This is a genomic window from Gordonia sp. (in: high G+C Gram-positive bacteria) (genome assembly GCF_049299075.1).
Lineage (GTDB): Bacteria > Actinomycetota > Actinomycetes > Mycobacteriales > Mycobacteriaceae > Gordonia.
Window position 1 is genome coordinate 1 of the sequence record NZ_JBAQWU010000436.1, and the last position, 9600, is coordinate 9600.

The 9600-nt window shown below is 67.0% G+C and carries 10 protein-coding genes; 7 read left to right on the forward strand and 3 right to left on the reverse strand.

Translation table 11 applies throughout. The features are described 5' to 3' along the window. The coding region (locus WAW85_RS13945; RefSeq protein WP_422560200.1) for an NAD(P)/FAD-dependent oxidoreductase at positions 1–776 on the reverse strand (776 nt) is incomplete at its 3' end. Between the two features lie 262 nt (positions 777–1038). On the opposite strand from WAW85_RS13945, the gene fdxA reads away from it, so the two are divergent. Next, entirely contained in the window at positions 1039–1365 is a 327-nt protein-coding gene (gene fdxA / locus WAW85_RS13950) for a ferredoxin (protein WP_422560201.1), read from the forward strand. Further along, positions 1366–2562 (forward strand): succinyldiaminopimelate transaminase, encoded by a 1197-nt coding sequence (gene dapC / locus WAW85_RS13955; protein ID WP_422560202.1) that lies wholly within the window; start codon positions 1366–1368, stop codon positions 2560–2562. A gap of 169 nt (positions 2563–2731) precedes the next feature. On the opposite strand, the gene dapD is transcribed toward dapC, so the two are convergent. Then, on the reverse strand, positions 2732–3694 hold the full coding sequence (gene dapD, locus WAW85_RS13960; protein WP_422560203.1) for a 2,3,4,5-tetrahydropyridine-2,6-dicarboxylate N-succinyltransferase: 963 nt from the start codon (positions 3692–3694) through the stop codon (positions 2732–2734). Between the two features lie 11 nt (positions 3695–3705). Beyond that, entirely contained in the window at positions 3706–4611 is a 906-nt protein-coding gene (locus WAW85_RS13965; RefSeq protein ID WP_422560204.1) for a hypothetical protein, read from the reverse strand. A 118-nt stretch (positions 4612–4729) separates the two neighbouring features. On the opposite strand from WAW85_RS13965, the gene dapE reads away from it, so the two are divergent. The 5 genes from dapE to WAW85_RS13990 all read left to right on the forward strand — a co-directional run. Then, the gene (gene dapE, locus WAW85_RS13970; protein WP_422560205.1) at positions 4730–5833 is read left to right on the forward strand and encodes a succinyl-diaminopimelate desuccinylase; all 1104 of its coding nucleotides are present in this window, start codon (positions 4730–4732) and stop codon (positions 5831–5833) included. 38 nt (positions 5834–5871) lie between these two features. After that, entirely contained in the window at positions 5872–6663 is a 792-nt protein-coding gene (locus WAW85_RS13975; RefSeq protein WP_422560206.1) for a TIGR00730 family Rossman fold protein, read from the forward strand. Positions 6664–6688: 25 nt separating this feature from the next. Further along, positions 6689–7231, forward strand: a complete 543-nt coding sequence (locus tag WAW85_RS13980; protein ID WP_422560208.1) for a TIGR00730 family Rossman fold protein — start codon at positions 6689–6691, stop codon at positions 7229–7231. A gap of 36 nt (positions 7232–7267) precedes the next feature. After that, positions 7268–9073, forward strand: a complete 1806-nt coding sequence (locus WAW85_RS13985) for a long-chain-acyl-CoA synthetase (RefSeq protein ID WP_422560207.1) — start codon at positions 7268–7270, stop codon at positions 9071–9073. 110 nt (positions 9074–9183) lie between these two features. Beyond that, positions 9184–9600 (forward strand): dihydropteroate synthase (locus WAW85_RS13990; RefSeq protein WP_422560209.1); only part of this gene is annotated, 417 nt, incomplete at its 3' end.

Here is a 9600-nt window from a genome sequence, read left to right on the forward strand (position 1 = left end):
CGTTCGCACAGCACGCCAGCGGCGGCGAACACCGCGGTGTCCGGGGTGACACCGACCGACAGCACGACGACGTCTGCGGGGATGCGCGTGCCGTCGGACAGGACCACCTCGTCGTGTTGGGGGCCGGTCTCGATGGCAGTGGCCCCGATGCCTTCGTGGACCGCGATACCCAGGGCATCGCGCAGCTCGGCGCTGATCAGCGAGGCCATCTCGGTCTCCAGTGGGGGCAAGATGTGGGGAGCAAGCTCCACGACGTCGACGGTCAGACCCTGCATGCGCAGGCCTTCGGCTGCCTCCAGGCCGATGAAGCCGGCCCCGAGAACCACGGCGCGGCGAGCTCCCTCGTCGACGTTCTCGCGCAGGCGCACGGCATCGCCGACGGTGCGCAGGGTCTGGACGCGGGGAGAATCCAGGCCCGGCAGCGGTGGTCGGACGGCGGTGGCGCCGGGGGAGAGGATCAGCTCGTCGTAGGCAACGGTTTGTTCGCCAGCTGCGGTGTGCACGCGCACGGTTTTGGCGACCGGATCGACCCCGATGACGTCATGGCGGACGCGCACGTCCAGGTCCAGGGTGTCGCGGAGTGACTCGGGTGTCTGCACCAACAGGTCGCGCTCGGAGGTAATCTCGCCGCTGACATAGTAGGGCAGCCCACAGTTCGCGAACGACGGATGATCACCCCGCTCGAACACGATGATCTCGGCGTTCTCGTCCAGCCGCCGGGCTCGGGCGGCCGCGCTCATTCCGCCGGCGACACCGCCGACAACCACAATTCTCATGTCTGCCTCCTTCATTACCTACTATACCCCCAGGGGTATCTGAATTGGCAAGCCGATGTGACCGGGATCCGCCGGATCGGGGGTTAATTGCACGCTGATTTAAAGTCATGGCCGGTGCAATGCGACCTCGCTGGGGGAGATTGCCTCGTCGGGTTCTTCGTCGCCGATGAGGGGCAGATAGGCTGTAGAGGTCTGTCAGAAAGTCCCCGCCGTGATCAGCCCTCGCGTCGGTCGACCTGACGTGTGTGAAGGAGAGCTGAGAGTGACCTACATCATCGCCGAGCCCTGCGTGGATGTGCTTGACCGTGCCTGCGTGGAGGAGTGTCCGGTCGACTGCATTTATGAGGGTGGCCGGATGCTGTACATCCAGCCCGACGAGTGCGTGGACTGTGGCGCGTGCGAGCCGGTGTGCCCGGTCGAAGCGATCTTCTACGAGGACGACGTCCCCGATGAGTGGGAGCCCTACGTCAGCGCGAACGTCGACTTCTTCGACGATCTCGGGTCGCCGGGTGGGGCGAGCAAAGTCGGCAAGACCGACTTCGATCCGTCGTTCATCAAGAACCTGCCGCCGATGGGTGAAGAGGCCTAGATGGCTGGCGCCCGCCCGTCGTCGGATTCGGCCCGCCAGACGTACGGGCGCCTGCAACCGGTGAGTGCCGTGCTGCCTGACTTTCCCTGGGACACCATTTCCGGGGCAAAGGCACGCGCTACCGCCCACCGTGGCGGCCTTGTCGATCTGTCGGTCGGTACCCCGGTCGATCCGGTCGACCCGATCATCCGGCAGGGACTAGCCGATTCCTCGGAGTTCCCCGGCTACCCGACGACAATCGGCACCGTCGAACTGCGGCAAGCTGCCGCGGACGCCCTGGCGCGCCGGTTCGGCATCGAGGCGGGTGGAGCGTCGGGAACGCGTGCCGACGGACTGGACCTTGAGGCGATCCTGCCGGTAATCGGCACCAAGGAAGCGATCGCCGGTCTGCCGAGTCAGCTCGGCGTGCCCGCGGGCAGCCTCGTGGTGATCCCGGAGATCGCCTACCCCACCTACGAGGTGGGCGCACTGCTGGCCGGGGCACGGGTGCTGCGCGCGGATTCGACCGTGGCGGTGGGCCCGGAAAGCCCCGCGCTGCTGTTCCTGAACTCACCGTCGAACCCGACCGGTAAGGTCCTGCCCGTCGACCACTTGCGCAAGGTAGTGTCGTGGGCCCGGCAGCGCGGCGTCGTCGTGGTTTCCGATGAGTGCTACTTGGGTCTGGCCTGGGATCAGCCGGCGATCAGCATTCTGGATCCGGCGGTGTGCGACGGTGACCACACCGGGCTGATTTCGGTGCATTCGCTGTCGAAGGTGTCGAACCTGGCGTCCTACCGTGCGGGTTTCCTGGCCGGCGACAAGGCGCTGATCGCCGAACTACTGGCAGTGCGCAAGCACGCCGGTCTGATTGTGCCGTACCCGGTGCAGGGTGCGATGGTCGCGGCCCTGCGCGACGACGTGCACGTCGACGCCCAGCGTGAGCGCTACCGCGCCCGTCGGCAGCAACTCAAAGCTGCGCTGGAAGCGGCGGGTTTCACCATCGACAACTCCGAAGCTGGCCTTTACCTTTGGGCGCGGGCTACGGACGTGCCAGGGCTTGCCGACGGCAACTCCCGCGCCACCCTGGACTGGTTCGCTGAGCGCGGCATCCTCGTCGCCCCCGGCGACTTCTCCGGGCCGGCCGGCGCCGGGCACATCCGGATGGCGTTCACCGCCACCGATGAGCGCGTCGCTGAAGCTGTCACCCGCCTCACCTGACCGCGCGAGGGCATCTGTCGCGCTTATCGATCGGTTAACGTCGCATCCGTCGCGGTTCTTGTCGTGCAGTGTCGCACTATCGCGACACCTGCCACGCTAGTGGCGCACCCCGTGGAACAGGGCGCGCCACTAACCAGAGGTCACGGTGGGACGGCCACCACGAACACCATTAGTCGTTGGCGTGCAGAGCCTCGTTCAGGGCGATCCCGTCACCCTCCTTGGCCCGCACCTCGACGGCGCCGGTCTCGGAGTTGCGGCGGAACAGAAGGTTGCTGCGCCCGGCCAGCTCGCGCGCCTTGACGACGGTGCCGTCCGGGCCGGTGACCTTGGTGCCTGCGGTGACATACAGGCCAGCTTCGATCACGCAGTCGTCGCCGAGCGGGATACCGCAGCCGGCATTGGCGCCCAGGAGGCAGCGGCGGCCGATGGAGATGATCTCGGTGCCGCCACCGGACAGGGTGCCCATCGTGGAGGCGCCGCCGCCGATATCGGAGCCGTCGCCGACGATCACGCCAGCGGAAATGCGTCCCTCGACCATCGAGTTGCCCAGGGTGCCAGCATTGAAATTGACGAAACCCTCGTGCATCACGGTGGTGCCCGGGGCGAGGTGGGCGCCTAGGCGCACACGGTCGGCGTCGCCGATGCGGATACCGCTGGGCACGACGTAGTCGACCATGCGCGGGAACTTGTCGATCGAGTACACGGTCACGTGGCCGCGGCGGCGCAGGCGGGCGCGGGTGGCCTCGAAGCCTTCGACGGCGCACGGGCCGAAGTTGGTCCACACCACATTGGCGAGCAGACCGAAGACGCCGGTCAGGTTCTGGCCATGCGGGCGCACCAAGCGATGCGAGAGCAAGTGCAGGCGCAGATAGACGTCGTGGGCGTCGATGGGATCGTCGTTCAGGTCGGTGATCACGGTGCGCACCGCGACGGTCGTGACGCCTCGGGCACCGTCGACGCCGACTGCCTCGCGCAATTCGGCCGGGGTATCAACGTCGGACAAGACGGTGGTCCCGGCGCCCTCGGCGGAGTCTGCGGAAGTCAGTTCGGGGGCGGGGAACCACGTGTCCAGGACGACGCCGTCGTCGGTGAGCGTGGCGATTCCGATGGCATATGCACCTTGAGTAGTCACGGAAGAGGAGTCTACTTCTGCGGGGCGCGGATCTGCAGCCCTGACAACGCCTGCTGTAGCTTCTGCTGCCCCGCTTCATCGCCGAGCGGAGCGATGCCGACGGCGATGGTGCGCGGGTCAGTGCCGATCGCCACGAGGTACACGGCGTCGCCGCCACGATCGGCGTCGGTGCCGATGGTCAGCCGGGCTGCCAGGTGGACATAGTCGACGCCGTTCTCGGTCGTCTGCTCTTCGACGTTGGTCACCACCGGCGGCAGCGCCTCGACCTCGGCGTAGCGCGGGAGGTACGGAAGGCATCTGAGGAACGTATCGCCGACCTCACGGAGCGTGGCGCCCTCGGCGGCGTCGACGGTGATCAGCCCAAACATCGCGGGTAGGTCGGCGCTTGCACCGTCCGAACCGGTCATCGTCGACTGGGTCACCGTCGACTGGGTTGCCGTTGACTGGGTTGCCGTTGACTGGGTGGGGCCCGGCGAGGTGAGCAACTGGGCTTTGGTGGCCAGCGGCAGGCGCAGGTCGGTGGTCGTCCAGCCGGCTGGGAGGGACTTCTTCTCGACCAGAACGTCACCCACGTCGAGCCCGGATCGGGGGTGCTTGCCGCCGGGTACGCCGTCGACGCAGGCCTGCGGCTTCGGCGGTAGCTGGTAGGCGGTCGAGGAGGCCGCGGCGCGGTCCGGCGTCTGGCGACTGCCGGCAGTGGCGGCGATGACGCCGATGACAACCGCCAGCGCGAGGATGGCGCCCACCGCGCTGAGAATCAGATTGCGGGTGCGGTGCGGACTTTTCGGCGGCGGGGGAGTGCCAGCCGGGCGTTGGGGGTGGACCGCATCGGGGTCGTGACTCTCCGTGCCGCTGGCATGCTGGTGGTACTTCGACGGCAGGTCCGGATGGCCGGAGGGCGTCGTCTCGTCGGTCATGACTGCATCCTTGTCGGCCATGACCGTCGACACCAAGCGCGCGGTGGCAAAGTCACCCGTTCGGGCGACGTCGCCGGTCGGCGGCGGGCCGGGCGCGCGGTGTCTTAGAGTGGCGGATGTGAGTGTTCCCGACCTGAACCTGAGCGCCGACCCCGTCGAACTGACTGCCGCGCTGGTCGACATGCGCAGCGTGAGCCACGACGAGGCGCTAATCGCCGATGCAATCGAAGCGGCGCTGCGCGCGCAAACGCGTGGCTTCGAGATTTCCCGATTCGGCAACCGGGTGCTGGCCCGCACCACGCGGGGGCTACCCACCCGGGTGGTGCTGGCCGGGCACCTGGACACCGTGCCGATCGCCGACAATCTGCCTTCGTGGCGTACCAACAGTGACGACGAGGGGGACATGCTGCACGGCTGCGGCACCGTCGACATGAAGTCCGGGCTGGCCGTCTTCCTGCACTTGATCGCCACGCTTGACCAGCCCGCGCACGATCTCACCCTGATCTGCTACGACTGCGAGGAGATTGCTGCCAAGTTCAACGGGCTGGGCTTCATTGAGCGGGAGAAGCCCGAATGGCTGGTCGGCGACGTCGCTATTCTCGGTGAGCCGACCGGCGGACTGATCGAAGCGGGCTGCCAGGGAACCATGCGCGTCCGGCTGTCCGCCAAGGGAATTCGCGCGCACTCGGCGCGCTCGTGGATGGGCGAGAATGCGATCCATCGCCTGGGGGAGGCGCTGACTCGACTGCACGCGTACGTGCCGCGCACCGTTGACATCGACGGCTGCGAGTACCGCGAGGGGTTGTCGGCGGTCGCCGTCAGCGGCGGTGTGGCAGGCAACGTGATTCCCGACGCGGCCTATCTCGACGTGAATTTCCGATACGCCCCGGACCGCTCCGAGGAGCAGGCTTTCGCGCATGTGCGGGAGGTTTTCGCAAGCGACCTCGCCGACGGCACACTGACCGCCCAGATCACCGACAGTGCTCCGGGTGCCCTGCCCGGATTGACGCATCCGGCAGCGGCCGCGCTGGTCGACGCCGCGGACGGCAAGTTTCGGGCCAAGTACGGATGGACGGACGTCGCCCGATTTTCCGCACTCGGGATACCGGCGGTGAACCTGGGCCCCGGCGATCCGAGCCTGGCCCATCGCGCCGACGAGCGAGTGCCGGTGGCCCAGATCTACGCAGTGACCGAGCTGCTGCGGACCTATCTCTCCGCCTGACCTGCGCTGGCCGCAGGGGCGATTGCTAGCGTGGGCCCATGACTGAGGTGACACCCGAGCCGCTCGACGACGATCTGCCGGTCGACGATGGCGTCCGCTATGCCGGTGCGGTCCGGGTCCGCGTGCCGGAAGGGGACGAGTACGTCACCAGTGACGAGACCCTGCTGCAGTGGGTTGATCCGAGCGACCGGCAACTGGCCACCGAGCGCACCGCCCAGGACTCCTGGCGAGTGTTGCGCATCCAGTCCGAGTTCGTTGCTGGATTCGATGCCATGCGGGAGGTCGGCGAGGCGGTGACCGTGTTCGGTTCGGCGCGCATCGCACCGGGCAGTGCCGCCTACGAGACCGGTGTCGAACTCGGGCGAAAGTTGGCGCAGGCCGGATACTCGGTGATCACCGGGGGCGGCCCTGGCGCGATGGAGGCCACCAATAAGGGGGCCTTCGAGGCCGGTGGTCAATCGGTCGGACTGAACATCGAGTTGCCCTTCGAGCAGCATATGAACCCGTACCTCACCGTCGGGATGAATTTCCGGTACTTCTTTGTCCGCAAAACCATGTTCGTGAAGTACGCGCAGGCATTCGTGTGTCTGCCCGGCGGTGTCGGCACCCTCGACGAACTCTTCGAAGCCGTGACCCTGGTGCAGACCGGGAAGGTCACTAAGTTCCCCATCGTCCTGATCGGGCGGACCTTCTGGGGGCCGCTGACCGATTGGCTCCGCGAATCGTTGCTGGCCGGTGGAATGGTCAGCCCGGAGGACGTGGGATTGGTGACCGTCGTCGACACGGTCGACCAGGCGGTGGCCGCGGTGCGCGCAGTCGGTGTCCGGTGAACCGGTCGATGATGGCGGCGGCGCGATGAGCGCGATCTGCGTCTACTGCGCGTCCGGTCCGGTCGACAAGAACTATCTCGAGCTCGCGGCGCAGACCGGTGCGGCAATCGCTGGCGCCGGGCACACGCTGGTCTCCGGGGGTGGCAGCGTCGGCATGATGGGCGCGCTGGTGCGCGGGGCGCGTGCGGCCGGCGGCTACACGATTGGGATCATCCCCGAGCACCTGATGCGGGCTGAGGTGGCCGACACCGATTCCGATGAGCTGATCGTCACCGACACGATGCGCGAGCGGAAGCGGCTGATGGACGAGTTGTCCGAGGGGTTCATCATTCTGCCCGGCGGCATTGGGACGCTTGAGGAACTGTTCGAGACATGGACCGGTGGTTTCCTCGGGGTGCACAGTAAACCGATGGCGCTGGTCAATTACGACGACTTCTACACGCCGATTCTGGCGTGGCTGGCCGACCTCACCACGCGGGGTTTTGTTGCGCGCCACGCGGTGGACCGACTGCAGGTGGTCGGCGACGTGGGGGCGGCACTGGCTATAGCTGACTCGACGGTAAGGTAAGTCACACTATTGTGCGGGATGAGAAGGACTTTGGGGATGACCATGGCGGACCAGGCAAACGCTCCAGCAAATAAGCCAAGTAGGCAGAGCACCGTCGGTATCGGCGCACTGCTGAAAGGCGTCGTCGAGATGGCGCCCGATGCCCTCTCGATGGCCCGTCACGCGCCGGGCATGTTGATCCGTTCCGGCTCGGTGAAGAAGACGATCGGCAGTGTCTTTGCAGATCTGGCGGCTAAGCATCCTGATCGCCCGTTCGTGCGGTTCGAGGGGCAGGCTCTCTCCTACGGGGAGGCCAATCGGCAGGTCAACCGGTACGCAGGGGTGCTGGCCGATCGTGGGGTCCGCACCGGCGATGTCGTTGGCATTCTGGCCGAAAACAACACCACTGACCTGCTCGTGGTGCTGGCCACGCTGAAGCTGGGTGCGGTTGCGGGCATGCTGAACTACAACCAGCACGGTCACGTCATCGACCATTCGATGGGCTTGCTCGACGCCAAAGTTCTGATCCGCGATCCGCAGTGCGTCGACGCGTGGGAGACGATGAGCCCCGAGCGTCACCCTGAGCATGTGCTCGACTACGCTTCGCTCGAGGCTGCTGCCGCCGATCAACCGGACACCGATCCGACCGTCACCGCGACGCTACCGGCCTCGACGACGGCGTTCTACATCTTCACCTCGGGCACCACTGGCTTGCCCAAGGCCAGTTTGATGAGCCACAATCGCTGGCTCGCCAACTACTCGGGGATCGGCGGCCTCGCGGTGCGGCTGCGACCGAGCGACACCATGTACGTGGCCCTGCCGATGTACCACAACAACGCACTCTCGGTATCCCTCGGTTCGGTGCTCGCGGGAGGTGCCTGCATCGCGATTGCCCGCAAGTTCTCGGCGTCCCGGTTCTGGGACGACATCATCGCCAACCGGGCCACCGCCTTCTGCTATATCGGTGAACTGTGCCGCTACCTGCTGGCCCAGCCGGAGAAGCCGACCGACCGCCGCCATGCCGTCCGGGTGATGGTGGGCAACGGTCTGCGCCCCGAGGTGTGGGACACCTTCGCCGAGCGCTTCGGCGTCGACCGCGTCGTCGAGTTCTACGGCGCCAGTGAACTGAACCTGGTGTTCGTCAACGCCTTCAACGCCAAGCGCACCGCGGGTTTCTGCCCGCTGCCGTTCAAGGTGGTCAAGTACGAGGCAGATGGCAGCCCAAAGCGCGGCGCCGATGGTCGACTGCGCAAGGTGAGTAAGGGTGAGCCGGGCCTGCTGATCAGCAAGATCACCGAACGGGTACCGCTGGACGGCTACACCGATGGCGCAGAGACCGAGAAGAAGATCATCCGGGATGCCTTCGCTGATGGCGACGCCTGGTTCAATTCCGGCGACCTGGTCCGGGAACAGGGCTTCAAGCACATTGCCTTCGTTGACCGTCTCGGTGACACGTTCCGCTGGAAGGGTGAGAACGTGGCGACCACCGAGGTGGAAGGCGCGCTCGGTGAGCTTCCCGCCATCGAGCATGCCGTCGCCTATGGCGTGGAGGTGCCCGGCTGTGACGGCCGCGCCGGTATGGCGGCGGTTACCTTGACCGAGGGCGCCGAGCTCGACGGCAAAGCTCTGGCCGACAAACTCTACGCGGAACTGCCGTCGTACGCGGTACCGCTGTTCCTGCGCACGGTGGACCAGATCGAGGCCACGACGACCTTCAAGAACCGTAAGGTCGAATTGCGCGGTGCGGGCTTCACCGAGGTCGGCGACGACGACGTGTGGGTGCTCAAGGGCCGGGCCGACGGGTACGTGCCGTTCTACGAGGGCTACCTCGACGAGGTGGCCGCGGCGAAGGTGCCACGCTGACCCTTCGACCGCGTGGCGGCGCAATCGCCGGCTCGCCCGCTCCGGAACCGCCGACTGGCCGTCCGGCGACCCTCTGTGGGCGCCCGGTGGCCACCGACCGGGCGCTCGTGATGGCGATCGTGAACCGCACCCCCGACTCGTTCTACGACGGCGGCGCCACCTTTTCCGATGCGGCCGCGATGGCCCGTATCGACGAGGTGATGGCTGAGGGCGCCGACATCATCGACCTGGGAGGGGTGAAGGCCGGACCCGGCGCAGACGTGGACGCGGCGACCGAGGCGGCGCGCGTGGTGCCGATGGTCGCGTGGATCCGCGACCGGCATCCGGAGGTGGTGATCAGCGTCGACACATGGCGCAGTGCGGTCGCCCAGGCCGCCTGCGCGGCAGGTGCTGATCTGATCAATGACACCTGGGCTGGCGCGGATCCGGAGTTGGTTGCGGTGGCCGCTGAACGGGGGGCGGGGCTGGTGTGCTCCCACACCGGCGGCGCGGTGGTCCGGACCCGCCCGCATCGGGTGGCGTACCCC